This is a genomic window from Acinetobacter sp. Q186-3 (assembly GCF_013420655.1).
Classification (GTDB): Bacteria; Pseudomonadota; Gammaproteobacteria; order Pseudomonadales; family Moraxellaceae; genus Acinetobacter; species Acinetobacter indicus.
Genome location: NZ_VOXS01000006.1, coordinates 83,378 through 107,471 on the forward strand (window position 1 = coordinate 83,378; position 24,094 = coordinate 107,471).

20 protein-coding genes, 1 other RNA gene and 3 pseudogenes are annotated in these 24,094 nt (G+C 45.8%); 14 read left to right on the forward strand and 10 right to left on the reverse strand.

Annotated elements, in window-relative coordinates; all coding sequences use genetic code 11:
- Window positions 1–29: 29 nt before the first annotated feature.
- The gene (locus FTT64_RS07220; protein WP_034598225.1) at window positions 30–479 is read left to right on the forward strand and encodes an ABZJ_00895 family protein; all 450 of its coding nucleotides are present in this window, start codon (window positions 30–32) and stop codon (window positions 477–479) included.
- A 67-nt stretch (window positions 480–546) separates the two neighbouring features.
- Here the strand turns inward: FTT64_RS07220 and thiO are convergent, their stop codons facing one another.
- Together thiO and hemB are read right to left on the reverse strand one after the other, a co-directional pair.
- Window positions 547–1,671, reverse strand: a complete 1,125-nt coding sequence (thiO, locus tag FTT64_RS07225) for a glycine oxidase ThiO (RefSeq protein WP_180182217.1) — start codon at window positions 1,669–1,671, stop codon at window positions 547–549.
- Window positions 1,672–1,687: 16 nt separating this feature from the next.
- Entirely contained in the window at window positions 1,688–2,701 is a 1,014-nt protein-coding gene (gene hemB, locus FTT64_RS07230) for a porphobilinogen synthase (RefSeq protein WP_005179750.1), read from the reverse strand.
- Window positions 2,702–2,809: 108 nt separating this feature from the next.
- Between hemB and FTT64_RS07235 the strand changes: the two genes are divergently transcribed.
- Window positions 2,810–3,307 (forward strand): thioesterase family protein, encoded by a 498-nt coding sequence (locus FTT64_RS07235; RefSeq protein WP_034597877.1) that lies wholly within the window; start codon window positions 2,810–2,812, stop codon window positions 3,305–3,307.
- 119 nt (window positions 3,308–3,426) lie between these two features.
- On the opposite strand, the gene glpK is transcribed toward FTT64_RS07235, so the two are convergent.
- The gene (glpK, locus tag FTT64_RS07240; protein ID WP_075175175.1) at window positions 3,427–4,911 is read right to left on the reverse strand and encodes a glycerol kinase GlpK; all 1,485 of its coding nucleotides are present in this window, start codon (window positions 4,909–4,911) and stop codon (window positions 3,427–3,429) included.
- Between the two features lie 132 nt (window positions 4,912–5,043).
- Between glpK and ssrA the strand changes: the two genes are divergently transcribed.
- Window positions 5,044–5,403, forward strand: a transfer-messenger RNA (tmRNA) gene (gene ssrA / locus FTT64_RS07245).
- 347 nt (window positions 5,404–5,750) lie between these two features.
- A pseudogene (locus FTT64_RS14425) lies at window positions 5,751–5,855 on the forward strand (hypothetical protein); the annotation flags it as partial.
- Window positions 5,856–6,091: 236 nt separating this feature from the next.
- Here the strand turns inward: FTT64_RS14425 and FTT64_RS07250 are convergent.
- A pseudogene (locus tag FTT64_RS07250) lies at window positions 6,092–7,330 on the reverse strand (IS256 family transposase).
- 190 nt (window positions 7,331–7,520) lie between these two features.
- Here FTT64_RS07250 and FTT64_RS07255 point away from each other — a divergent pair.
- The gene (locus FTT64_RS07255; protein ID WP_005179737.1) at window positions 7,521–7,631 is read left to right on the forward strand and encodes a hypothetical protein; all 111 of its coding nucleotides are present in this window, start codon (window positions 7,521–7,523) and stop codon (window positions 7,629–7,631) included.
- A 140-nt stretch (window positions 7,632–7,771) separates the two neighbouring features.
- Here FTT64_RS07255 and tehB read toward each other — a convergent pair whose 3' ends face one another.
- Window positions 7,772–8,638 carry an SAM-dependent methyltransferase TehB gene (gene tehB, locus FTT64_RS07260; RefSeq protein WP_163145519.1) on the reverse strand — a complete coding sequence of 289 codons (867 nt, stop codon included), beginning with the start codon at window positions 8,636–8,638 and terminating at the stop codon, window positions 7,772–7,774.
- Window positions 8,639–9,214: 576 nt separating this feature from the next.
- Between tehB and pgaB the strand changes: the two genes are divergently transcribed.
- From pgaB to pgaD, 3 genes are read left to right on the forward strand one after another with little or no spacing between them, the layout of a single operon-like run.
- Complete coding sequence (gene pgaB, locus FTT64_RS07265) at window positions 9,215–11,140, forward strand: poly-beta-1,6-N-acetyl-D-glucosamine N-deacetylase PgaB (RefSeq protein ID WP_227554609.1); 1,926 nt, start codon at window positions 9,215–9,217, stop codon at window positions 11,138–11,140.
- An 18-nt stretch (window positions 11,141–11,158) separates the two neighbouring features.
- Window positions 11,159–12,418 carry a poly-beta-1,6-N-acetyl-D-glucosamine synthase gene (gene pgaC, locus FTT64_RS07270; protein WP_104490215.1) on the forward strand — a complete coding sequence of 420 codons (1,260 nt, stop codon included), beginning with the start codon at window positions 11,159–11,161 and terminating at the stop codon, window positions 12,416–12,418.
- Between the two features lie 32 nt (window positions 12,419–12,450).
- A complete protein-coding gene (gene pgaD, locus FTT64_RS07275) occupies window positions 12,451–12,888 on the forward strand; it encodes a poly-beta-1,6-N-acetyl-D-glucosamine biosynthesis protein PgaD (RefSeq protein ID WP_160241067.1) in 438 nt (145 codons plus the stop codon).
- A gap of 101 nt (window positions 12,889–12,989) precedes the next feature.
- Here pgaD and FTT64_RS07280 read toward each other — a convergent pair whose 3' ends face one another.
- Window positions 12,990–13,187 (reverse strand): hypothetical protein, encoded by a 198-nt coding sequence (locus FTT64_RS07280; protein WP_005179730.1) that lies wholly within the window; start codon window positions 13,185–13,187, stop codon window positions 12,990–12,992.
- 375 nt (window positions 13,188–13,562) lie between these two features.
- Between FTT64_RS07280 and sbmA the strand changes: the two genes are divergently transcribed.
- The 3 genes from sbmA (at window position 13,563) to FTT64_RS07295 (ending at window position 16,586) form a co-directional block, all read left to right on the forward strand.
- Window positions 13,563–14,759, forward strand: a complete 1,197-nt coding sequence (sbmA, locus tag FTT64_RS07285; RefSeq protein ID WP_180182219.1) for a peptide antibiotic transporter SbmA — start codon at window positions 13,563–13,565, stop codon at window positions 14,757–14,759.
- Between the two features lie 230 nt (window positions 14,760–14,989).
- Complete coding sequence (locus FTT64_RS07290) at window positions 14,990–15,955, forward strand: hypothetical protein (protein WP_180182220.1); 966 nt, start codon at window positions 14,990–14,992, stop codon at window positions 15,953–15,955.
- A gap of 136 nt (window positions 15,956–16,091) precedes the next feature.
- Window positions 16,092–16,586: a hypothetical protein gene (locus FTT64_RS07295; RefSeq protein WP_180182221.1), complete on the forward strand. Its 495-nt coding sequence runs from the start codon at window positions 16,092–16,094 to the stop codon at window positions 16,584–16,586.
- 173 nt (window positions 16,587–16,759) lie between these two features.
- On the opposite strand, the gene FTT64_RS07300 is transcribed toward FTT64_RS07295, so the two are convergent.
- Window positions 16,760–17,338 carry a DJ-1/PfpI family protein gene (locus FTT64_RS07300; protein ID WP_005399998.1) on the reverse strand — a complete coding sequence of 193 codons (579 nt, stop codon included), beginning with the start codon at window positions 17,336–17,338 and terminating at the stop codon, window positions 16,760–16,762.
- 170 nt (window positions 17,339–17,508) lie between these two features.
- Between FTT64_RS07300 and FTT64_RS07305 the strand changes: the two are divergent.
- A pseudogene (locus FTT64_RS07305) lies at window positions 17,509–17,748 on the forward strand (hypothetical protein); the annotation flags it as partial.
- A gap of 1,085 nt (window positions 17,749–18,833) precedes the next feature.
- On the forward strand, window positions 18,834–19,541 hold the full coding sequence (locus FTT64_RS07310) for a DUF4145 domain-containing protein (protein WP_035363249.1): 708 nt from the start codon (window positions 18,834–18,836) through the stop codon (window positions 19,539–19,541).
- 50 nt (window positions 19,542–19,591) lie between these two features.
- On the opposite strand, the gene gatB is transcribed toward FTT64_RS07310, so the two are convergent.
- The 3 genes from gatB to gatC are packed head-to-tail and all read right to left on the reverse strand — an operon-like array spanning window position 19,592 to window position 22,909.
- Window positions 19,592–21,067 (reverse strand): Asp-tRNA(Asn)/Glu-tRNA(Gln) amidotransferase subunit GatB, encoded by a 1,476-nt coding sequence (gene gatB, locus FTT64_RS07315; protein ID WP_180182222.1) that lies wholly within the window; start codon window positions 21,065–21,067, stop codon window positions 19,592–19,594.
- Window positions 21,067–22,545 (reverse strand): Asp-tRNA(Asn)/Glu-tRNA(Gln) amidotransferase subunit GatA, encoded by a 1,479-nt coding sequence (gatA, locus tag FTT64_RS07320; protein ID WP_180182223.1) that lies wholly within the window; start codon window positions 22,543–22,545, stop codon window positions 21,067–21,069. Before gatA ends, gatB begins: the two co-directional genes overlap by 1 nt.
- 49 nt (window positions 22,546–22,594) lie before the next feature.
- Complete coding sequence (gene gatC, locus FTT64_RS07325; protein WP_045796270.1) at window positions 22,595–22,909, reverse strand: Asp-tRNA(Asn)/Glu-tRNA(Gln) amidotransferase subunit GatC; 315 nt, start codon at window positions 22,907–22,909, stop codon at window positions 22,595–22,597.
- Between the two features lie 132 nt (window positions 22,910–23,041).
- Between gatC and FTT64_RS07330 the strand changes: the two genes are divergently transcribed.
- Window positions 23,042–24,088, forward strand: coding sequence for a rod shape-determining protein (locus FTT64_RS07330; RefSeq protein WP_005179708.1), 1,047 nt, complete (start codon window positions 23,042–23,044; stop codon window positions 24,086–24,088).
- Window positions 24,089–24,094: the final 6 nt, after the last annotated feature.

Genomic DNA, 24,094 nt, shown 5'->3' on the forward strand with positions numbered 1-24,094 from the left:
AGTTGCTTATGGCTCAGGTAGACAGTTTAATGATTTCTCTAACACGTTATTTTCTCTGGTTTTTATTTTTCTGTCTGATCTTTACCTGTATCTGCGGGGTACTGGCTGCATTGTTACCGGCAGGTGTGGGCGGCATTTTAACCGCAGTGCCTTACTTGGTTGCCATGATCTGGGTGCTGTTTAAATTTTTAAAACAGCAGCAGCGCGCACCGTCTCAGGCCGAGCGTAAAAAGCTGACCTTGGGTTTTAGCCTGATTTTCTGGGGCTATAATCTGGCCTTTTTATTACTCGGCATCTGGATTTTTTCCCGTCAGAATCCAACCATCTGGCAGGATTTTCTGCTGTATTTACAGCAGCCGCAATTTTTAAGCGTGGTGGTGATTATGTGGTTATTAATTGCCATTCCGCTGTATCTGCTGACGTACTGGTTTTATGGCAAACAGGCGCAGCGGATGGCGGCGAAAATGTTTGGTTCATAGCATCAGGGCTAAATCATCTGACGTATTTTCCCTTCGCCTCATCTCGGGTAGGGGAATTGTTCCAATCTTAACTGGCCAGTGCAGCATGCTGTAAACGGGCGGGACTATAAGCCTCAGGAGATACATCCGGGGTCTGGCCCAATAGCAGTTGACGCAGCAAACGCGCAGAGGCTGGTGCCATACATAAGCCATTGCGGAAATGGCCAAAATTGGCCCACAGATTGTCAAACGCTGGCATCAAGCCAATATAGGGAATACCGCCGTCTGGTGAGCCCGGGCGTAAACCGGCCCATTGCTTGACGATGGGCAGGTCTTTTAAGGCTGGCACCATGGCATAGCTGGCCTCCAGAATATTGGCCGTGGTATCGGCATTCAAACGGGTATCAAAGCCCTGTTCTGCCATACTGGAACCACAGACAATATGGCCGTCCTGACGCGGAATCAGATACATGACTTGATTCATGCACATGGTGGGCAGCCAGTTTTCTGGAGTTTTGAATAGCACCATCTGTCCATGCACCGGACGTACCGGAATCTGTACATCAAGCTGCTCGGCCCAGCGCGCTGACCAGGCCCCGGTGGTCAAGACATAGTCATCGGCCTGATAACGCTGTCCGGCCTGATCGACAATAGCGCATACCTGCTGACCGTGCAGTTCTAGGAGTTCAATCGGGCAGTGTTCAAACAGCTGCACCCGTGGATGCTGCTTTAAATAGCACAGAATTGACTGTAATAAACGCGGATTACGCACATTGGCCAGCTGCGGGAAATAGATGGCCTGCTGGAACTGTGCGGAAATATGCGGATTCAGCTGATGCAGTTCGGCGCTGTGCAGATGCTTTGCCTGCTGCATCGGTTGCTGAAACTGCTCGGCAAAATTCAGGCCAATGTCAAAATCGCTTTCATCAAAAATCAGCATACCGGTTTCATGGATCTGAAAATCAATGCCGGTGTCAGGCTGAAGTTTGGCATTCCAGCGCAGATATTCAGTTTTGGCCGATTGCGCCAGCACATTTACCGCAGCCGGATAACGCCACGGATACATTGGAGAGAGAATACCACCACCGGCCCAGGAGGCCGCCTGACCAGATTGCTGCTGATCAAAAATACTGACTGAGCAGCCCTGTTCCAAGAGCTCCAGCGCCGACATCAGTCCACTAATGCCGGCGCCAATCATAGCAATGTGCTTCATTGCAGTGGCAATATCCTTATTTCATGTCTTTGAGTTTGAGTGCGGCTTCTTCTGCAAAGTAGGTCCAAATGCCATCGGCACCGGCACGGCGGCAGCTCATCAGCGATTCAATGATCACGCTGTCGGATAACCAGCCATTTTGAATGGCAGCAGCCAGCATCGCGTATTCGCCACTGACCTGATAGACAAAAGTCGGCACAGCGAAGGTATCTTTGACTTCACGGACAATATCCAGATACGGCATACCCGGTTTGACAATCACCATGTCGGCGCCTTCCTGAATATCCAGCGCGATTTCATGCAGCGCTTCTGCACGGTTGCCAATATCCATCTGGTAATTGTATTTATTGCCGCCTTTTAAATTGCTGGCCGAGCCGACGGCGTCACGGAACGGGCCATAAAAGCTGGAAGCATATTTGGCCGAGTAAGCCATAATATTGGTATAGATATGACCTTGTGCTTCCAGTGCCTGACGGATAGCACCAATACGGCCATCCATCATGTCGCTTGGCGCAACCACATCGGCACCGGCTTCGGCATGGCTTAAGCATTGCTTGATTAAGGCTGCTACGGTTTCATCATTCAGCACATAACCACTGTCATCAATAATGCCATCCTGACCATGGGTGGTGTACGGATCGAGGGCGCCGTCGGTAATCAACACCATCTCCGGGAGTTCTTTTTTCAGTAAACGGACCGTGCTTTGTACCAGGCCATCTTCGCGCCAGGCAGCTTCGGCGGTCAGACTTTTATCTTCTTGTGGGGTGACCGGAAACAGCGCCAGTTTAGACACACCCAGTTCCAGCAGGCGTTCGGCTTTTTTCAGCAGCAGATCGGCCGACAGGCGCTGAATGTTGGGCATGCTTGGAATATCTTGGGTCTGGTTCTGACCGGGTAAAACAAATACTGGATAAATGAGATGATCAACCGTGAGCTGGGTTTCTCGCACCATGGCACGTAGCTGGTCATTTTTACGGATACGACGCATACGAGTGGCAGGAAATGCGGGACGATTGAACGTATAAGTCATAACAATCTCACTGATCAGTATTAAACTAGGCAATATTGTAGACCCATAAACAGGATTGTGGGGCAAAATACATGCGTTTTTTCTCAATTTAAGGTAATTGGCCAATTTATGAGCGATATGGCAAAAAAGTGGACCGGAGGCATTCATTTGGGTTCGAAAGTAGATATTGATGTCGTCTTACAGCAATTGTGTCAGGCCTTTAACAGTTCACCATTTTTCAAGCATAACGGCATGCAGATGCGGGTGGTGGATCAGCAGATTGAAGCCTATATCGAGATGCAGCCGCAGCTGATTGGCAATGTGGCTTTCCAGATTTTACATGGCGGGGTTGCTGCGACAATTCTGGACAGTGTGGGCGGGATTGTGGCGATGGGCGAGCTGTATAAGCGCACCGAGCCGGAGCAGTTACCTGATACCATCAAGAAAGTGACCCGATTGGCCACGGTGGATATGCGGGTGGATTATCTGGCGCCGGGGCGAGGCAAATATTTTACGGCCCGTGCTGAAACCCTGCGTTTGGGCCGTAAAGGCTGTACCATGCGCATGACTCTGGTCAATGATGAACATAAAGCCATTGCCACCGCAATTGCGTCTTATGCTTATTAATCCAAATGGATTGATTGGCAGATAAAAAAACAGGCTCAATCGGGCCTGTTTTTTATTTGGATCAGTCGCGGTGAATAGCGTAAAAATCAAGCTTGAGCGATTTCGCGGGTATTCGCCGTTTAAAGATCGGAACGGGCACGTTTTAGCGCCTGTTGCCATTTTTGCAAATGTGCCTGACGCTGATCTTCTCCCATACCGGGTTCAAATGCGCGTTCCAGCTGCCAGTTATCGGCAATATCACTTAAGCTGTTAAACACCCCGGATTTAAGCCCGGCCATTGCCGCTGCGCCCCAGGCGGTGGATTCTCGCATTTGCGGCCTTAACACTGGCACATTGAGCAGATCGGCCTGAAACTGCATTAGCATATCATTACAGCTGGCGCCGCCATCGACCCGTAATTCTTTGAGCGGTTGCTGAATATCTGACTGCATCGCGCTGAGAACATCGGCCACCTGAAAGGCAATTGCTTCAAGCGCTGCCCGGGCGATATGGGCTTTGTGAGTGCCACGCGACATACCGCAGAGCAGGGCACGTGCATCACTGTCCCAATGCGGCGCACCTAGACCGGTAAAAGCCGGCACCAGCACCACGCCATCGGTATCGCGGACCTGACTGGCCAGCTGTTCGACCTCGGCACTCTGTTGAATGATGCCCAAACCATCGCGCAGCCATTGCACAATCGCGCCAGCCATAAACACACTGCCTTCAAGCGCATAATGGGTCTGGTTCTGGCATTGCCAGGCCAGGGTACTGAGCAGCTTATTCTGGCTGTATTGCAGTGTCGAACCGGTATTAAACAGCATAAAGCAACCGGTGCCATAGGTGTTTTTGGCCATGCCCGGCTCAAAGCAGGACTGGCCGAACAGGGCAGATTGCTGATCGCCCAGAATGCCGCTGATTGGAATTCGGGCACCGAGTAAGCCGGCAGCGGTATCAGCTACATAATGATCGGAACTGATGATTTTTGGTAAGACCGAAGCGGGAATCTGAAAAAGTTGCAGCAATTCTTCATCCCAGCTTTGGGTCTGTAAATTCATGAGCATGGTGCGTGAGGCATTGCTGACTTCAATTACATGCTCGGCGCCTTGGGTCAGATTCCAGATTAGCCAGCTATCGACGGTACCAAAGGCAACATGACCTTGCGCTGCCAGTTCGGCCAGACCGGGAATATGCTTAAGCAACCAGACCAGCTTGCCGGCACTAAAATAAGGGTCAATTAATAATCCGGTGGTCTGCTGTATTTTTTGTTGCAGTCCCTGTTGCAGCAGCTGATTACACCAGTCGGCTGCGCGCCGGTCTTGCCAGATGATGGCCGGCGCCAAGGGCTGGCCATTGCGTTTGTCCCAGACGATGGTGGTTTCCCGCTGGTTGGTGAGGCCAATGGCCTGAATATCTTTGGCCAGAATCCGTGCAGATGCTAGCGCCTGTTGCACCACAGCCATCTGGCTGCTCCAGATTTCCTGGGCATCCTGTTCCACCCAGCCGGATTGCGGGGTGTTGATTTGGGTTTCGCGTTGCGCGCTGGCCTGAACCTGCCCATGTTCATTAAAAATAATCGCGCGACTTGAGGTCGTGCCCTGATCAAGGGCGAGTAAATAAGTCATAATTTATACTGTTATCTGACTTGAAATTTAAAATATTAGCGCAATTATGTTATTAAGCGCAGAACTTGCGGTGAATAGTTGTGAAATGATCTCGTAATTTTCAACTTTTATGCTATGATGGCGCTGTAGTCTGGGGGTGTTATTGGCTTCGACGCTGATGATGAAACTCATAGATGCATGCCGAGAGCGCATTTTCTCTCGTAAATCAAATTTGCATTTAAATAGTCGCAAACGACGAAACTTACGCTCTAGCTGCCTAAGGGCCGCTTGTCCGCTTCACTGAATACTTGTGGTCAGTGAACCCGACCGAAGCGAACGCACACAAGTCCGTATAGAGCCAAGCCTCGGGGCTTTATACCAAACTTAGAGGATCGCACTTTGAACCCTGTTCGTCGGGTCTTAAAGTGTTAAAACAATAGACGATATCTAAGCATGTAGTATTCTCGAGCGTAGTGTTGGCGGACGCGGGTTCAACTCCCGCCACCTCCACCAGAATTTATTTTATAAATCAGCCATTTATGTAAGTGGCTTTTTTATTTGCCACATTTTTATTTCAACAAGTAGAAATATCAGTGGCCTTATGCTGTGTGTGCCACGCTTAATTTTGCAATTTCTTGCTTGTTCTTATCCCCATGCAGCGGCTACTGGTATACATTTGCCAAAGAAAATTCACGTCAATATTTTAAACAGGGAGATATCTTTCCTGATTTTAAAAGTGATAGGGGGATTGTATTCTGGCAGTTTGATGGTGAAGAATAATAGAATGTACGACCGCTCTTTTAAGAGGAGATTTTTATTTCTTATTAATTTGATTTAAAAAAAACAATAAATTAGACCGTCATGAAAAATGTAAAGGGCTAGATAAACCAAAGTGTACACGGACAGTGACTGCATACGATATTAAGTTAGAGTTTGTTTTACCTAATGAGGTGTTGGAGCGATAAGATAATGTTCATATCGGTGAATGATCAATAAATAGATTGGCAAAAATGATTGAGCTTGGACATAAAAGATACAAGTTTGTTTAGAGATAAAAAGCATAATAGAAGATTACAATCGACATATAAGCCCTATAAATTGAATCCGCGTACCATGCTTTTATAAAACAGAATAAAAATTGCAACTCTATTTTAGAGTGATGGAGCCTGTAAATAATTTTGTGTAATTGCTTTTCATCAATTTAAAGGTGATTGCTTAAGCGGTCACCGAATTCAATAATAAAGCGGCTCATGGCTAAACGCCAGTCGCTAATCGCGCATATTCCACTTTTTAGATGCTGCATCAATTGCCAGGTAAATCACTTTACGTACAGAATCATCCGTTGGAAAGACTTTACGTTTTTTGATCGCTTGGCGTATTACGCTGTTTAATGACTCGATTGCGTTGGTAGTGTAGATGGCTTTGCGTATCTCGGCTGGATAAGCAAAGAAGGTATTCAGATTCTCCCAGTGCGTACGCCAGCTTTTGCTGATCTGTGGGTACTTGTCATCCCATGTTTGGGCAAATTGATCCAGGGCCATCAAGGCTGCCTCTTCAGTGGGTGATTGATAAACGGCTTTTAAATCCTGAGTGACCGCCTTGTAATCTTTCCATGACACGTATTTCAAGCTGTTGCGCAGCATGTGGATAATGCACAGCTGGATATGGGTTTGCGGGTATACGCTGTTAATGGCATCAGGAAAGCCTTTTAGTCCTGAGAAGCACTGCTTCGCAAGGCAGGCGATCAGAATATCCTGCAACCCTCGGTTTTTAAGCTCAGTTAGGACATTCAGCCAGAACTTGGCACCTTCATTCTCAGCCATCCACATGCCGAGCAGTTCTTTGTGTCCATCAAGATTAATGCCTAAGGCAAGGAATACAGCCTTGTTGATGACACTGCCATTATGACGGACTTTAACCACAATACAGTCCATATAAACGATGGGATAGATCACATCCAGCGGACGGTTTTGCCATTCAGCAACCTGCTCATTGACGGCATCCTCACAGCAGTGCTGTTCGCCTTGGAAATGAGCGTTGGAGATACATCGGCATCGTACATTTCCTTGAAGGTAGCAACGATTTCACGGGTGGTCATGCCTTTGGCATAAAGGGATAGAATCTGGCTATCCATTTGCGTGATACGGGTCTGATTTTTCTTAATCAACTGAGGTTCGAAAGTGCCATCACGATCACGTGGTGTGGTGATCTCAATCTCCCCATCATCGCTAAGTACAGTCTTACTAGAATAACCATTGCGTGAATTTGAGCCAGATTTACGGGCATTTTTTTCATGTCCGAGATGTTCGGTAAGTTCGGCATTAAGAGCCGTTTCAACAGTGAGTTTGGTCAACAATCGGGTGAATTGGTTGAGATCGTCTTCTGTTTTGATTCCTTTAGTAAATTCTGCTGCAAGGTCTTTTAGTTGTTGTTCGTTCATCATATTGCCTGACTCCGTTGTGAATATGAACATAGCAAATTCAGGCAATTACACAATTTAATTTACAGTCTCGAGTGATGAGTAATTGCACTTCTGGATTTTTTTAGTCAGCACGATAAACTCCAATTTCTCTTTAAAAATCCTCAAATTGGGGTAAGATGTGACAACAGATTCTACCGTTGAGATCCCAATGAGCTTTTTAAAAAAGAAAAATAGCGCGAGTTTTGTCTTCTTTATTATTACGCTGTACTCATTGATTGGTTTTGGTCTAGGCTATGTGATCTGGGAATATCTGCTGTAACGTTTTCTAAGTCGCTTTATCCAATAATTATTGAATCATCAGCAAGTTATTAAACTTGCTGACTATCACTGTTTTTTATTCTTTCTCTAAAGCCGACCCATCATCCAGATGATCAGCTTTTATATGTAAGGATAAATTTTTTACGCTGTTTTCTGTGCCAATAATGTCGCAAAGCGCTGTTGAATACGCTTGCCCTGTTCATCGACACGGTGCAGTTCACCCACATTTTCATTGTATTTCAGCAAAGTCCAGCCTTCATAATAAGCTTTTAACTCACCGGCTTTAAAGCTAAAAGGGAAGTCCGGTTGAATCGGATAATCTTCACTATCCATCGCGCAAACAATCAGGTTAAGGCCACCAGCTTTGGTGGCCTGCTGCATCTGCTGAATCAAAGTCGGGATGGTGTCGGGTTGTAAAAACATCATCACCACCGTGCAATACACAAAATCGTATTGACCCTGAATCTGTGGATTAATATTTAAATCCCGTAGCGTGGTATGAATGCTCTGAATCTGTTCCTGCTGAATAATCTCGTTCAGGCGCTCCAGACTTTGGGCATTGACATCCCAGGCATCGACCTGAAAACCGTGCTGACTTAAAAACAGCGCATTACGACCACTGCCACAGCCAACATCCAGCGCCGTGTTGCCCTGTAAAGATGGCTGTGCGGCCAGAATTTCTGAATGGGTCGGGGTCAGTTTATATTTTTTGGCAAAGTAGTCATCGGCTGTGCAGTAGAAGCTGAGCTGACATTCAATATCGGCACTGGCTGAAACAATCTTGTGCCACACCTGCGGTTCAAGCATGGGCGGTTGCTGCTCCGGGCTAAACAGATGTTCAGACAACAGCATGCCTGCTTCATCGAGCAAGGCAAAACGCAATTCACCTTTTAAAACCTTCAGTTGGGCCCAAGTGCCGGCTTTGGTATTGTGCTGGCGTAAAAAGCCGGGTGGGATAGTGTCTTGTGTCCAGATCGGCAGCTGTTTATAGCATACGAGCGTTTGCATCTTTTCTCCATGTGCACTTGGGGCAAATGTCATTAAACCCTAAGCCTGCACAATATGCCAGAGAGGGGAGGGTAAAGGGCATGATTTCATCGGCCCACTTCCAATCATCTAGATGGCTCAATCCATACTATTTCAGCCATGAAGATTCAGCTCAAAATGATCTCCACATTTCCATTTTTGCAGATGGATTAGCTTTTTGAAAAATGCTTCAGTATCAAATAGTGAGAATTTAAAAGTGAAAACCAGGTCACATTTTGGGCTTGGAAAAGCCTATACACTTTAGAAAATTATCAACTGACCCGTTGGCGGGTGGCTAAAAAATAAGTAAAACTAAGTGAATGATATAAAATGATAAATATTTTATTGCTTTATTTTGAAAGCAAGGGCAAAAAGCAAAAAAACGGGATTAATTAACAAATGTATACACAAATAATAATAAAATAATGGTTGAATCTGCGCAATTGCTCGAATGTAGCATCGTATCTTCTTGTCTGTACCATGAATTCCGCGCGCCTTATGTCTCCTCTATTTCAGTTTATTAAAGCGGTCCAGATTTTTGTTTTCTTTCTTTGTAGTATGCTCATGGGTTGGGCACAGGCGGGAAATGAAATGAAAAACTTGACGATCCTTGCCTACCACGAAGTCACTTCTGAACCACAACCGTTAATGCCTGAATATGCGATTGAGCCTAAACAATTGCAGCAGCATCTGGACTGGCTGGTACAAAATGGCTTTCAGTTTATTGGCAGTCAGCAACTGTTAGAGGCACAGCAACACAACAAGGCGCTACCGGAAAAATCAGTCTTGTTGAGTTTTGATGATGGCTATCAAAGTTTTTATCAGCATGTCTATCCTGTTTTAAAACAGCGGAATATTCCGGCCGTGTTGTCGGTGGTTGGGCGCTGGTTAGAACCAGCAGAACAGCAACAGGTTAATTTTGGCGGGCAACTGGTGTCACGCCAGCATTTTTTAAGCTGGGCACAGTTAAAAGAATTACAGGCCAGCGGTCTGGTGGAAATTGCCAGCCACAGTTATGACCTGCATAAAGGCATTGTGGCCAATCCGCAGGGCAATGAATTGCCGGCCACCGTAGCACGTGCCTATTTTCCGCAGCAGCAGCGTTATGAAGATAACAACGCTTATCAGAAACGTATTCAGCAGGACTTAAAAGCCAATCAGCGCCTATTGCAAAAACATGGCCTGAAAGCGCCAAAAATTATGGTCTGGCCCTATGGTCGCTATAACTTGCATACGGTAAAAATTGCTGAAAAACTGAAGATGCCAATCAGCCTGACGCTAGATGATGCCGAGAATCAACCTGTAAACAGTTTTTCCAGATTGCCGCGAATCCTGATTCAAAAACACATGGATGCAGCGCTACTGGCCAAAGAAATCCAGAAACATCAGCAGCAGCGCACGGACAATGATCGTCCGCAAAAGATCATGCATGTCGATATTGACTATATTTATGATCCGGACCCGCAGCAGCAGGAACGTAATTTAGGCTTATTGCTGGACCGGATTCAGCAGATTGGCGTCAATACCGTATATTTGCAGGCATTTTCTGATCCGGATGGCAATGGCTCGGCCGATCTGGTCTATTTCCCGAACCGTTATATTCCAATGCGTGCCGACCTGTTTAACCGTGTGGCCTGGCAAATCCAGACCCGGACTCAGGTACGTCGTGTCTATGCCTGGATGCCGGTATTTGCCTGGGAATTACCCGCCTCGAATCCGGTGGCCCAAGATCTGGTGCAAACCGAGCAGCCGCATAGCGGTAAGCATCTGAACATGGGCTATCACCGTTTAAGCCCATTTTCGCCGCGCGCCCGCAACACCATTAAAGGCATTTATGAAGATCTAGCCAAATCGGCACAGTTCAACGGCATTATTTTCCATGATGATGCCACCTTGTCCGATTATGAAGATGCCAGCAGCTGGGCCAAAAAGGCCTATCAGCAGCAGGGCTTAGCGACTGATCTGGCACAACTGCGTGCTGATGATACTGCCTTGCAGAAATGGACAGCTTATAAAGTCAAAGTGATTGATGATTTTGCCATGGAGCTGGCCGAGACCGTGCGGCAGTATCAGCCTTATTTGCAGACCTCGCGTAACCTGTATGCGCAGGTGGCGCTGTCGGCCTATTCAGAAAACTGGTATGCCCAGTCGCTGGAACAGTCGCTAAACCGTTATGACTTCACCGCGATTATGGCCATGCCATATATGGAACAGGTCGATGATCCGGCGCAGTTTTATCAGCAGTTATTGAGTCGGGTGCAGCAGTATCCGCAAGGGCTGCGTAAAACGGTGTTTGAATTGCAGGCCGTCGACTGGCGTAATGGCAATAAAATTCCATCTGCGGAAATTGCGGAAACAATTCAGAAACTCTATCAGGCCGGTGTGAAGCACATTGCCTACTATCCGGATGATCCGATCCAGAATCATCCTGATCCGGCTGTGCTGCGTCAGGCCTTCCAGTCTCAGCCAGCATCAGCACCGTAACAGGCTAGAGGAACAACCATGTTGCAAGAACTCTGGCAATCGGTGCTGAACTTTGTGTTTTATTATCCGCTATTCATGTCCTATTTATGGATGATGGGCGCGCTGATTTTCTATGTCAAAGAACGCAAAGATCCGGCCTTTACCCAGCCACCGGCTTTACAGGAATATCCTTTGGTGGCGGTGCTCATTCCGTGTTTTAACGAAGGCGATAATGCCGAGGAAACCATCACCCAGGCACTGGCATTAAAGTACCCCAACTTTGAAGTCATTGCGATTAATGATGGCAGCTCGGACAATACTGGCGAGGTACTGAACCGTCTGGCGGCCCAGCATCCACGGTTAAGGGTGGTGCATCTGGCAGAAAATCAGGGCAAGGCCATGGGGCTGCAAGCTGGCAGTCTGGTCACCGATGCTGAATATCTGCTTGGAATTGATGGCGATGCCTTGCTCGATCCACATGCGGCCAGCTGGATGTTACGCCATTTTCAGCGTGATCCGGCGGTGGCCGCCGTTACGGGCAATCCGCGAATTCGCAATCGCTCGACCTTATTGGGCCGGGTCCAGGTCGGTGAATTCTCCTCGATTATTGGCATGATTAAACGTGCCCAGCGCACCTATGGTCGTATTTTTACTGTTTCAGGGGCGATTACCGCCTTTCGTAAAAGCGCGGTACATCAGGTCGGTTACTGGTCGCACGATATGCTGACCGAAGATATTGATATTTCCTGGAAACTGCAGCGTGCCGGCTGGAAAATTGAATTTGAACCGAATGCGCTGGTCTGGGTACTGATGCCGGAAACCCTGCAAGGCTTATGGAAACAGCGTTTGCGCTGGGCCATGGGTGGGGCGCAGGTGTTAAATAAAAATATTGATGTAATTTTTAAGCCCAAGCTGAATTATTTGTGGCCGCTGATTCTGGAAATGATGCTGACTCTGGTCTGGTCATATCTGCTGCTGTTGCTGTGTCTGCTCTGGATGTTAAGTTTCTGCCTGCCTATTTTACCGTTGCCGGAACTGCAATCGCCGTTTTTACCGCAAGGGGTGGGTATTGTGCTGGGCGCGACCTGTTTGTTCCAGTTTATGGTCAGCAAATGGATGGACAGCCGCTATGAAAAAAATCTGGCCAAAAACTATTTCTGGATGATCTGGTATCCGTTCATGTTCTGGCTGATTACCGTATCGGCCAGTATTGTGGCGTTTCCAAAAATGCTGCTGCGTGGGGAAGGGAAACGTGCACGCTGGATCAGTCCCGATCGTGGAATTAAACGTGACAGCTAACTGTCGCGATGTGATGTGTTGAGAGTAAAGTTGTGAAAGCCAATACTTTAATTATTGATTATCGCTATGAATTGCCGTGGCAAAAGCGTTATGCCTCGAACGTGTGTACCGCCGGCTTATGGCTGACCTGGGGCCTGTTGTGGCAGCCAGTTTTAAGCAGTCTGGGTTTACTGGATTTGGAACGGGATGCACTGATTCAGCAAGTGGCCCAGTTGATGCTGAGTATTCTGCAAAATGGCTTTAGCGCGCTGGTGGCTTGTGGCTTGAGTTTATGGCTGTGGACCAACTATATTCCGGCGCACTCCATCCAGACCATGCAACCGGCACCGCTAAACCAGTTTGCCGAGCATTTTCAGCTGGAACCGGTGATGTTAACGCAATCCCGTCAGGCCAAAATTGTCACGGTCTATCATGATCAGGAGGGCAAGATTGTCGATTTACAGGCACATTCCCAGCACCCTGTATCTTAAAGGTTGGCTGGAATTCGGCTGCTCTGGTTTTATATCTGCAAAAAAACAGGCAGCCTGATAAGCTGCCTGAATGGAGATAAGAATCGCGCTTGGAATGAGGACTAAAGCTTGCGCCAGACCTTGTTTTCATCTTGAAATGAAATGGTGAAATTAAATTCAGTGTCGGCGGTGACCAGATACGCTGTTGGCGTGGTCATCAGAACTTTTAAAATAGTGCCTGTCTCAAAATGGATAGGTGGGCAGTTCTCTTTCTCAAGTACCAGAGGCTGAATAAGTTCAACAGCTTTCACTTCCATCATGATTTCCCTCAAAAATGTATTATGTATCACATATTTATCTTAGCATTGTCTGGTCGGGAATATGGGTTTTATTTGTCAGATTATAAATAAGTAATTGATATTTTAAAAAATAAAGTTAAATTTTTAGTCTAAAAATTGGTATTTTAAGCTCTTGATTTTTTATTGTTTTACTAAAAATAGTCAGGGGGAGTATTGGGGTTTTATATTGCTTTAAATACTGGTCAGCGGAAAAATCGGTACTGAAAAGTACATGCGCTGTCGGGGAAATCTTGTATATTGCTCATGTTGAAGTCATCGCGTGGCGCATTGCACGCTGCAATGTTGTAAACGCGGCTTTTCAACGTCTTGAAAAGAATAAAGGAAATAGAACACTGCATGTTTAAGTCATTTTTTCCACATCCGAAATGGTTTTTTAGTTCGCTGTTACTCTGGTTCATTCTTAATCTGGTGCTGTGGTATTCCGGTGGAGAAGGCTGGGGCACCATCATCGGTTTGCCTGAAGGCTATCATGAAGCAGAACTCCCGATTGGGGTCAGCCGTTTCTGGTCACCGGCATTTCTCTGGTTCTATCTCTGGTATTTTCTGACCACAGCTATTTTTGCAATTTTCTGGCGGATTCAATCGGATAATCCCTGGCAGCGCTGGTCGGTATGGGGCTCATCTTTCATTCTGTTTAATATCTGGTTCTGGGTGCAGGTGAGCGTGGTCATTAACGCCTGGTACAGCCCGTTTTATGACCTGATCCAGCAAATGCTGAGTAATGGCGGCGGTGATGTGAATAATCTCTATGCCGAGATCATGACCTTTTTGTATGTGGCAATTGTGGCGGTGACGGTTTCGGTATTTAACCTGTTCTTTGTCAGCCACTATGTGTTCCGCTGGCGGACGGCAATGAACAATTATTACACCGCCTACTGGGACCGGTTACGTCATATTGAAGGGGCATCGCAGCGTATTCAGGAAGATACCATGCGCTTTGCCCGTACCACCGAAGGTCTGGGGGTGAGCCTGATTGAAGCGCTCATTACCCTGATTGCCTTTTTACCGGTTTTGGTGACGCTATCGAGCCATGTGAAAACCCTGCCAATTCTGGGGGAAATTCCTTATGCGCTGGTATGGGCGGCAATTGGTTGGGCGGTGTTTGGTACCGTACTGCTGATGGTGGTCGGTTATAAACTGCCAGGACTGGAGTTTAACAACCAGAAGGTGGAAGCGGCTTATCGTAAAGAACTGGTCTATGGGGAAGATCATGCCGAGCGTGCCGATCCGCTGACTTTGAAAGAGCTGTTTAGCAAGGTTCGTCTGAACTATTTCCGCCTGTATTTCCATTATGCCTATTTCAACCTGGTACGAATCTGGTACATGCAGCTGGACAATATTTACGGTCTGTTTGTGCTGTTCCCGAGTATTGCTGCGGGAGCGATTACCCTTGGCCTGATGATGCAGATTGGTAACGTGTTCGGTAAGGTACGTGAATCGTTCCAGTATTTAATTGCCTCCTGGCCAACCATTATTGAACTGCTGTCGATTTATAAACGTTTAAAAGCATTTGAATCGACCCTGGATGATTAAGTCATTCCCAACTGACCCGCTGTTAAGGCGGGTTTTTTAATGATCGGATGAAAGTGTTAAGGCGTTCAGGTTTCGTTGTTAAAACTCTGGATATTTTGCATTTATCAGATGATAGTGCGGGGCAGTAGTAATAAATAAACGAGAAATATCAAGTAAAATCAATTGGATAGATTTGTTATTTGCGCCTATTTGAGCTATGTTTTGAGTGGGGAAAAATAGAGAATAAAGACGTGAATGTCAAAACCTTCATGATGTTGGCTGGGGTCGGTGTCGTCTTTTCGGGCTGTGTCAGTGTAGAGAGTTTTAGTCCAGATGCCTTGAAGCACTTTGCTTCGCCACAAGAGCTGATTGCGAAAAAAAATCTGAATCAGACCAATGGTTCAGCCAAAGCCTATGTGTATGACTGGGGACCGCAGCGTAAAGAGCTGGCGGCAGAATCGCTGATTCCGCGCAAATATATGGGCAGCTATTGTCAGTCGCAGCAAGGGCATTTAAAACTGGCCTATAAAAGCACGATGTCGATGCTTAAAAATAGCTGGTCCAAAAAACTGTTGGCGACTTATCGTGATGTTAATCAGGGCATTGGTGCCTATCGCTGTGTCAGAAAAAATGGCCCGGACTGGATTGTTTCAATTGAGCCGGTCAGCGAGCGTAAACGCGATGGCCAGGGTGAAGTCCGCATTGTGCATTTACTTACTCAAGTCATGACGGAAGATGAAGCACGGCGTTTTTATCGTTCGGCATCTTCCAGCAGCAAGAAGGCTAATACGAATACCAGTCGGAATAATAAAAGCACTAAAGCTGTTGCCAAAGAGCCCGAACCAAAAGAAACACCGGAACTTCCAGCCGAGAAAACCCCTGCACCCGTAAAAGCGGCGCCTGTGGTGGCTGCGACCCCACAACAGCAGCAGATGAAATATTATGTCGCTGCACGCCGTGATTTAAACAGCGGCCGCAATGAGTTAAATGCCTGTAACAGCGCACAGCGGGCCTATAATTATGGCCGGTTGCAGGGCACCAATGCGCGGAATGTCTATGCTGAATCGGGGATTTTGCTGGCGCGTTGCTTAAGCGCTGTGCCGAGTTTTAGTAACCGTTTTTCCCAGCCCAAAGCCCGGGCCAAACGGATTTTGCAGGAGCTGGCCAACCAGCATAATCATGCCGGTGCCAAGCGTATGCTCAGGCAAATGAAATAGTCAGTATAAGTAACAAGGAGAAGCACATCACTTCTCCTTTTTTTATACGCGTTACACAGTCATAACAGGTGAGATTGCTGCTGGCATGCTACAAATAGGCTATTTCTGGTATGAGCCGATGTTGGCGAGGTATAGCATGATGCAGTTGAGTCTAAAGCAGCTACGAGGATGGGGCCTGGCGTTTGCGCTATTGGGTTGCTCACAAGTGAGTACGGCTGGTCCGGCCGTTGATCAGTTGAGTGACTGTCTGGTGAAGTCGACCACGGTAACTGATAAAACTGCGGTATTACAGTGGACCTTTGTAGCGCTATCTGCACATCCGGATTTAAAACATTTGAGTCAGGGGACGCCAGAACAAAAACAGGTTTTAGATCAAAAGCTGGCAACCGTTTTGCAACGGATACTGGTAGAGCAATGTTCCGCGCAGGCCAAAGCAGTGATTCAGTCTGAAGGCATCCAAGCGGTCGGTAGTAGTTTTCAGGAACTGGGACAAATTACCGGGGAAGAACTTTTAAAGACGCCTGAAATTAAAAGTCAGTTGAATGGTGTACTGCGTTATCTGGATTTAAACAAGTTGATGATGACCTTTTTGACGCCAGATGTGTGGAATAAGTTGGGTGTAACGAGGTAGTTCGGCCTTTGAAGATTATGAATAGTGAGAGCGATTTATAAACTGAATCGAAAGCATTAATGTTATAAAAAAAGCCATTAAAAAAGCTCCTTGAATCAAAGGAGCTTTTTTTATTTTTGAATCTAAAGGCTGATAGGTCATCTCATAAAAGATTCACTTGAGGAACAACACAATTAAATCGTCACAGTCGCCCCTAAAGCTTGAATAAACTGTGCCATCCAAGCAGGGTGTGCAGGCCAAGCCGGCGCTGTGATCAAGTGTCCATCAGTTACAGCTTCGGTTACTTCAATGTCTGCGTAAGTTCCGCCTGCAAGTTTCACCTCGGCTGCACAGGCAGGGTAAGCGGAACAAGTACGACCTTTGAGTACATCGGCTGCCGCAAGAATTTGTGCACCATGACAAACTGCTGCAATTGGTTTTTTCGCAGCATCAAACTCACGCACAATCTCAAGGATACGTTCATTCATGCGTAAATATTCGGGCGCACGTCCACCGGGAATGACTAAACCGACATAGTCCGCAGTGTGTACCGCTTCAAAGTTGTAGTTGATGGCAAAGTTATGACCGCGTTTTTCACTATAGGTTTGCTCGCCTTCAAAGTCATGAATAGCTGTAGCGATGCTTTCACCTTCATTTTTATCGGGGCAGACCGCGTGTACGGTATAACCGAGACCTGTTAAAAACTGAAAAGGCACCATGGTTTCATAGTCTTCAGCATAGTCACCGACGAGCATTAAAATTTGTTTTGACATCTTTAAACCCTCTTTATTGTTTGTAGATATTTATGTTCAATTTTGATCTAAATTAGCACAGTTCAGATGTTATCTTTAAGTGGTGGTTTGCTGTCTTTAGTCGTAAAGGTTTTTTGTTTGAAATGGAATACAGGAAGCAAGTAGCTACTAGATAAAACGTGGTGTAGGCGTTACAGCGAATTCTGGTTGAGCAATATTCAGCACAGACCAAAGCCGTGATTCAGGCAGATGGCATTCAAGCGGTTGGCGAGAGTTTTCAGCAGTTGGGGCGCATTACAGGCGAGGAAATTGTAAAGAATACTGAAGTAAAGCAGCAGTTGAATGGTTTGTTGCGTTATGTGGATTTAAACAAGATGGTGACGACGTTTTTGACACCTGAGATTTGGAATAAGTTGGGTGTGGTGAGGTAGTTTTATCTCTTCTAACAGAGAGGGAATCTTCATTACTCTAATTATGACATTTAATTTGTAATGAAAGTTCCTTCTCCTTGTGGGATGAGCAACACTGTTGCGCAAGGGGGGATGAGGGGGTATTACAATAAATTAGGATAAAACTTTTCAAATTTTTCATGCGCTGCTTCACCACGCAGTAAGTAGCCTTTCGGTTGAATATAGCTATAAATTTCTCGAGCAGGTTGTTCATGCCAGCCAATATTAAATGCACAAAGTTTTGGGAAAAATTGTAGGTGATTGTAATTCAAATTATTATGAATCCAATAGGCGAGTTGTTGCCAATTGGCTTGATCTTTTTCATATAGCTCTAAAAATGATGGAATGACAATACACGCCGTTGCCCCATAACCTTTTGCATCGGGATAGTCACAAATGTGACTGGCAAAGTTTTTCTCGTTACTGGCGCAGTTATGTCCTTTTTCATTACCAAGTTGGTTGACGCTTGGTGAGCGATAAGCGGAGCGAATCGCAATACGTCCAAACTTTTCTTGGAGTGGTTCGAGCAGTTGTTGGCAGAGTTCTTTGCCTGTTCAAATGGCAATGTCAGGATGGTCGGGGAAGTTAGGTACAACGTACCAATTTGCGATTTCGCTATAGAGGAAATCGCGCATAAAAAATGACTTTGAAAGTTGGATACGTCCTAAGTCTTCAAGTTTGCCAATTGAGGATGCTTTTTTGATGGTCATGTTGTTTTTGGTGTGAAGTATTTGGATTGATTGTATGGTTAAAAATATGAAAATTAAATATTTACTTCTCCCTAACCCTCTTTTTAAAAGTGAGGGAATTTCTATTGCAGAACCTATAACGGTATTAAATTAGTAATGGATGCTCCTTCTCCCATTGGGAGAAGGCGGGGATGAGGGGGGATAAGTCCTAAGTCTTTGAGTTTGACGATGGAAAATATTTAGTAGGCGTCTATGTATTTAGTGGTAATTATTTAAAGAAAAATTTCTTTAAATTTTTCAAAGTAATAATAGTTTTAAAACTTACAGATTTGTATGTAAACTTGTTAAATAAAGAAAAATTCAAGCTAGTTAAACATCATGAAAATACCAGAGCTACCAAAAACAATTCTTGATCAAAAAAGTTTTAAATGTCCCCATTGTGGAGCATTTTCATATATGAAATGGGATAATTTATCTTTACTTGTATATGATGACCAAGGCGCTGAACATAACGTTCTAACTAGGGTTCATCAAGCAAATTGTGCATCATGTAATAAAGATAGTATTTGGTATAACCATCGAGAAGTTACTGGTTGGTTAGCTTTACAGGGTATACCTAGACCTAGTGATAACACTGAGCTATTAAGATTATTTCCAGTTCAGGAAGTCAATAGTCAAGATATTCCAGATTATTTACCTGATACGCCAGAAGAAGTGAAAAAATTATATAAAGAGGCAGCTTTGATTTTTGAATTGTCACCACGTTCTGGTGCCGCTCTTATACGTTTGGCTTTGGAAAAATTATGCGAGCATTTAGGTGTTAAAAAGAAGAATATTAAAGAGTCAATTGAAGAGTTGGCAAAACAACAAATTATTCCATTAAGAGTTGCACAAGCTGCTGATAATATTAGATTGATTGGAAATGCAAATGTACATCCAGGGATTATTGGTGATGAAGTTTTAGAAGATATTAATCCTGCTATTTTTACTTATATTAATTTAATAGTGGATTATGCTATTACAAAACCAAAGGAAATTGATGAAATTAACTCCTTATTTCCAGAACAAAAAAGAGCTTCATTATAAGTATAAAAAACCCGCTCTAAAGCGGGTTTTTTATTCCAAAATTAATCAGATCAACCAATCAATTTCTTCATTAATTCATTTACTTGTGCAGGGTTAGCTTTACCTTTCGCAGCTTTCATCACTTGACCAACAAGACCGTTGAAAGCTTTCTCTTTACCAGATTTATACTCTTCAACCATCTTCTCGTTCGCAGCAAGCACGTCTTTAATGATTGCTTCAATCGCGCCTATATCAGTTTCCTGTTTCAAGCCTTTTTCAGCAATGATTTCGTCCGCAGATTTGCCTTCTTCCCACATAAAGCCGAAGACTTGTTTCGCAATCTTACCGTTAATCGTGTTGTCCACAATACGCGCGATCATACCGCCAAGTTTTTCCGCAGATACAGGAGAATCCGCCAACTCCAACCCTGCTTTATTTAAAGCACCTGAGAACTCACCCATCACCCAGTTTGCCGCAATCTTACCTTGTGCAGCACCGCCAGCAGCCTTCACGACATCTTCGTAGAACTCGCTCATTTCACGTGTAAGCGTCAATACGTGTGCATCGTACTCAGTCACACCAAAGTCGGCTACAAAGCGTGCACGACGTGCCGCAGGAAGCTCAGGCATGGTCGCTTTAATCGCTTCAATCTGTTCGTTTGGAATGACTACAGGCAACAAGTCTGGATCAGGGAAGTAACGGTAGTCGTTGGCTTCTTCCTTCGAACGCATTGAACGGGTTTCCATCTTCACAGGGTCGAACAAACGAGTTTCCTGATCAATGGTACCATCCCATTCCAAAATTTCCATTTGACGTTCAATTTCAACATTAATCGCCTGTTCAATGAAACGGAATGAGTTCAAGTTTTTAAGCTCACAACGTGTACCGAATGGCTGACCCGGACGACGTAGCGACACGTTACAGTCCGCACGGAATGAACCTTCTGCCATGTTACCGTCAGAAATACCTAACCAGCGTACTAACGTATGAATCGCTTTAATGTAAGCAACGGCTTCTTCAACCGAACGCATATCTGGTTCAGATACGATTTCAAGAAGAGGTGTACCCGCACGGTTCAAGTCGATGCCTGACATGCCTTCAAACTGGTCATGGATTGATTTACCCGCATCTTCCTCAAGGTGCGCACGAGTCACACCAATGCGTTTTACCGTGCCATCTTCAAGTTGAATGTCGATATGACCCAAGCCTACAATCGGGTTATCCATCTGGCTGATCTGGTAGCCTTTTGGAGAATCCGGATAGAAGTAGTTTTTACGTGCAAATACTGAAGCCTGATCGATATATGCATCGATCCCCAGACCAAAGCGAATCGCAAGATCAACCACTTCCTTGTTCAGCACTGGCAATACGCCCGGCATGGCCAAATCTACAAGGCTCGCCTGAGTGTTTGGATCATTACCAAACTCGGTAGAAGAACCAGAGAAGATTTTAGATTTCGTCGCAAGCTGAGTGTGAATCTCGATACCAATAACGACTTCCCAACCGTCAATCAGGTTAGATTTCGGTTTAGCAGCGTTTTTAGCCATTATGCATTCTCCTCAGCAATTGCAGCGCGTTTAGTATGCCAATCGGTTGCTTGTTGATACTGATGTACCACAGACAACAATTGAGATTCTGACCAGTAATTACCAATCAACTGTAAGCCAACTGGTAAGTTGTCTTTGTCAAAACCAACAGGCGCGTTAATCGCAGGAAGACCTGCAAGATTCACCGCGATGGTGTAGATATCACCCAAGTACATTTCCACCGGAGACAGGTTTGCACCGATACGATATGCAGTAGTCGGTGCAGAAGGCGCAGCGATGACGTCTACAGATTCAAATGCTTTCAAGAAATCTTGTTGAATTAAACGACGTACTTTTTGTGCTTTCACATAATAAGCATCGTAATAACCAGCAGACAGGGCATAAGTACCAATCAGGATACGGCGCTGTACCTCGGCACCAAAACCTTCTGAACGGGAGCGTTTGTACAGGTCCAGAATATCTTTTGGATCTTCACAGCGATAGCCATAACGTACGCCGTCATAACGTGACAGGTTTGAAGATGCTTCCGCTGGCGCAATCAGGTAATAGGTTGGTACATAGGCTTCAGTCATGTTGAGATCAACCTCAACCAGAATGGCACCCATCTCTGCTAATTTTTTCAGCGATTCTTCAACGCGCGCTTTTACATCTGCGGCCAGACCGGCAACATTAAAGTACTGTTTTGGAATACCAATACGTAAACCTTTTACCGATGTACCGTTCAGGTTCGCCACGTAATCATCGACATCTTTCTCGACCGACGTTGAGTCTTTGGTATCATGACCCGCCATCACGTTCATCAGATATGCACAGTCTTCCGCAGAGCGTGCCATTGGACCGCCTTGATCCAGTGATGATGCATAGGCAATCATACCGAAACGCGATACACGGCCATAAGTCGGTTTCAGACCGGTCAAGCCACAGAAAGAGGCAGGTTGACGAATCGAACCACCGGTATCGGTACCGGTCGCAAATGGCGCCAGATCAGCCGCGACCACCGCAGCCGAACCACCTGAAGAACCACCCGGTACACGATCCAGTGCCCACGGGTTTTTGGTTGCGCCAAAGTATGAGCTTTCCGAGGTCGAACCCATTGCGAATTCGTCCATGTTCACTTTACCTAAAGTGACTAAGCCAGCAGTTTTACCTTTGGCAACCACCGTAGCATCGTAAGGCGAGATAAAGTTATCCAGCATTTTAGAACCAGCGGTGGTTTTAATGCCTTGGGTACAGAAAATATCTTTATGCGCAATAGGCACACCGGTCAGCACACCAGCGCCGCCAGCTTGACGCAACGCATCGGCAGCATCGGCTTGGGCCAGCGCCTGTTCCGCAGTTACGGTGACATAGGCATTGACCTGGGCATCAATTTTTTCGATGCGTTTTAAATAATGTTCGGTCAATTCGCGAGCAGAGAATTTTGCATTGGCTAAACCCTCAGTCAGTTCACGAATGGATAAGCGATGTAAATCTGTCATGAGAAATATTCTTTACCTGAATTCAACAAAAAGATGAGCGCTGAAAAAATTATTCAATTACGCGTGGTACCAGATATAAACCGTCCTGCACGGCAGGTGCAACGGCCTGATATTCCTCACGATGGTTATCTTCAGACACCACATCTTCACGTAGCGGTTGAGGGTGGTCAAATGGGCTTTTGAGTGGCTCAACGCCATCGGTATTGATGCCTTTTAAGGTTTCCATCATGCCTAAAATTTTATTTAGACTTTGAGCATATTCAGCAGATTGCGTATCATTGAGCGACAACCGAGCAAGATTGGCGATTGCTGAAACTGTTTGTGCATTTAAATCTGCAGAATGCTGTGCATCCGATGTAGACATAACATCACCTAATCAGTATTAAAAATTTTCAAAATATCGTGCGTTATAATAAGCGATTGACTTGTCCAAAGCATCACATTTAGTTAAAGTTGCCAACTTGCGTCCACATAAAGTTTAATCGAGAACGACTCCGTGATTCTAAAACGACTAATTGGCTTGTTTTCACCAGATCTAGCCATTGATTTAGGTACAGCAAATACACTTATTTATGCGCCAGGACGAGGCATTATATTAAATGAACCGACGGTTGTGGCAATTCGTCACAGCGGTTCACAGAAAATCGTTGCCGCAGTCGGTCTGGATGCTAAACAGATGCTGGGTCGTACACCTGCCAATATTTCTGCCATTCGTCCAATGAAAGACGGCGTCATTGCCGACTTTGAAGTGACTGAAACCATGCTGAACCAGTTCATCAGTAAAGTGCATGAAAAGCGCCTGTTTCCGCCTGCACCGCGTGTGGTGGTCTGTGTGCCATGCAAATCGACGCTGGTTGAACGTCGCGCCATTCGTGAGGCAGTGTTTAATGCCGGTGCGCGTGATGTCCGTTTAATTGAAGAGCCGATGGCTGCAGCAATTGGTGCCGGTATGCCGGTTGAGCAGGCGTGTGGTTCGATGGTGGTCGATGTGGGCGGTGGTACAACTGAAATTGCGATTATTTCGCTACAAGGTTGTGTCTATGCAGATTCACTGCGTATTGGTGGTGATGTGTTTGATGAGCAGATCATCAACTATGTCCGTAAAGCGCATGGCTGTGTGATTGGTGAAACCACAGCAGAAACCATCAAGAAAGAAGTGGGCATGGCAGTTCCTGAAGAGGGTGCGAAACCACTGGAAATTGAAGTGCGTGGCCGTAACCTGGCCGAAGGTGTGCCTCGTGCCATTACCGTGACTTCTGATGAAATTACTCAGGCGATTTCTGACCCGTTACAAAATATTGTGTCCGCAGTAAAATCGGCGCTGGAACAAACACCACCAGAATTATCTTCAGATATCGCCGAGCGCGGTATTGTCCTGACCGGCGGTGGTGCCTTGCTGCGTAATCTGGACAAGCTGCTGGCCAAAGAAACCGGCTTGCCAGTGGTTGTGGCTGAAGAACCTTTAACCTGTGTCACCCGTGGTGGTGGCAAGGTACTGGAATTCTTTGATAATCCAAACCATGACATGTTATTTGTAGGCTAATCAAAA

What these genes read in the sequence shown, in the direction of transcription:
- FTT64_RS07220 (WP_034598225.1), top strand. Translation starts at nt 30, where the DNA reads ATGATTTCTCTAACACGTTATTTTCTCTGGTTTTTATTTTTCTGTCTG.
- thiO (WP_180182217.1), bottom strand. Translation starts at nt 1,671, where the DNA reads ATGAAGCACATTGCTATGATTGGCGCCGGCATTAGTGGACTGATGTCG.
- hemB (WP_005179750.1), bottom strand. Translation starts at nt 2,701, where the DNA reads ATGACTTATACGTTCAATCGTCCCGCATTTCCTGCCACTCGTATGCGT.
- FTT64_RS07235 (WP_034597877.1), top strand. Translation starts at nt 2,810, where the DNA reads ATGAGCGATATGGCAAAAAAGTGGACCGGAGGCATTCATTTGGGTTCG.
- glpK (WP_075175175.1), bottom strand. Translation starts at nt 4,911, where the DNA reads ATGACTTATTTACTCGCCCTTGATCAGGGCACGACCTCAAGTCGCGCG.
- FTT64_RS07255 (WP_005179737.1), top strand. Translation starts at nt 7,521, where the DNA reads ATGAGCTTTTTAAAAAAGAAAAATAGCGCGAGTTTTGTCTTCTTTATT.
- tehB (WP_163145519.1), bottom strand. Translation starts at nt 8,638, where the DNA reads ATGCAAACGCTCGTATGCTATAAACAGCTGCCGATCTGGACACAAGAC.
- pgaB (WP_227554609.1), top strand. Translation starts at nt 9,215, where the DNA reads ATGCTCATGGGTTGGGCACAGGCGGGAAATGAAATGAAAAACTTGACG.
- pgaC (WP_104490215.1), top strand. Translation starts at nt 11,159, where the DNA reads ATGTTGCAAGAACTCTGGCAATCGGTGCTGAACTTTGTGTTTTATTAT.
- FTT64_RS07280 (WP_005179730.1), bottom strand. Translation starts at nt 13,187, where the DNA reads ATGATGGAAGTGAAAGCTGTTGAACTTATTCAGCCTCTGGTACTTGAG.
- sbmA (WP_180182219.1), top strand. Translation starts at nt 13,563, where the DNA reads ATGTTTAAGTCATTTTTTCCACATCCGAAATGGTTTTTTAGTTCGCTG.
- FTT64_RS07295 (WP_180182221.1), top strand. Translation starts at nt 16,092, where the DNA reads ATGATGCAGTTGAGTCTAAAGCAGCTACGAGGATGGGGCCTGGCGTTT.
- FTT64_RS07300 (WP_005399998.1), bottom strand. Translation starts at nt 17,338, where the DNA reads ATGTCAAAACAAATTTTAATGCTCGTCGGTGACTATGCTGAAGACTAT.
- FTT64_RS07310 (WP_035363249.1), top strand. Translation starts at nt 18,834, where the DNA reads ATGAAAATACCAGAGCTACCAAAAACAATTCTTGATCAAAAAAGTTTT.
- gatB (WP_180182222.1), bottom strand. Translation starts at nt 21,067, where the DNA reads ATGGCTAAAAACGCTGCTAAACCGAAATCTAACCTGATTGACGGTTGG.
- gatA (WP_180182223.1), bottom strand. Translation starts at nt 22,545, where the DNA reads ATGACAGATTTACATCGCTTATCCATTCGTGAACTGACTGAGGGTTTA.
- gatC (WP_045796270.1), bottom strand. Translation starts at nt 22,909, where the DNA reads ATGTCTACATCGGATGCACAGCATTCTGCAGATTTAAATGCACAAACA.